The organism is Microbacterium sp., assembly GCF_032084865.1.
Taxonomy (GTDB): domain Bacteria; phylum Actinomycetota; class Actinomycetes; order Actinomycetales; family Microbacteriaceae; genus Microbacterium.
The window spans coordinates 1-213 of record NZ_DAMDLU010000190.1 but is presented as its reverse complement, the minus strand read 5'-3'; the positions used below and the strand labels follow the sequence as shown (position 1 = coordinate 213).

The following is a 213-nucleotide window of genomic DNA, read 5'->3' as shown; positions in this document are numbered from 1 at the left end:
GGCGAAGCCCACGAGCCACCAGGCCGCGGCGCTGAGCGCCCGTGACCGCAGCGGCAGCAGCGCCCCGGCCGTGTGCCAGGCGAGGATCGCCACGCCGGCGATGATCGCCGCGGCGATCGGCGTCGTGGTGCTGGTGGCGTGCCTGGCGTTCGCGGTGGTCGTCGCGGTCGCGGCGGCCGGCGTCAGGAGTTGAACCGGTTCTGGGCGTCGGCG

1 protein-coding gene is annotated in these 213 nt (G+C 76.5%); it reads left to right on the top strand.

Going from position 1 to position 213, the window contains the following annotated elements:
- Positions 1–193: hypothetical protein (locus RT309_RS14050; protein ID WP_313358028.1), on the top strand; the 193-nt coding region annotated here is incomplete at its 5' end.
- Between the last annotated feature and the right edge of the window lie 20 nt (positions 194–213).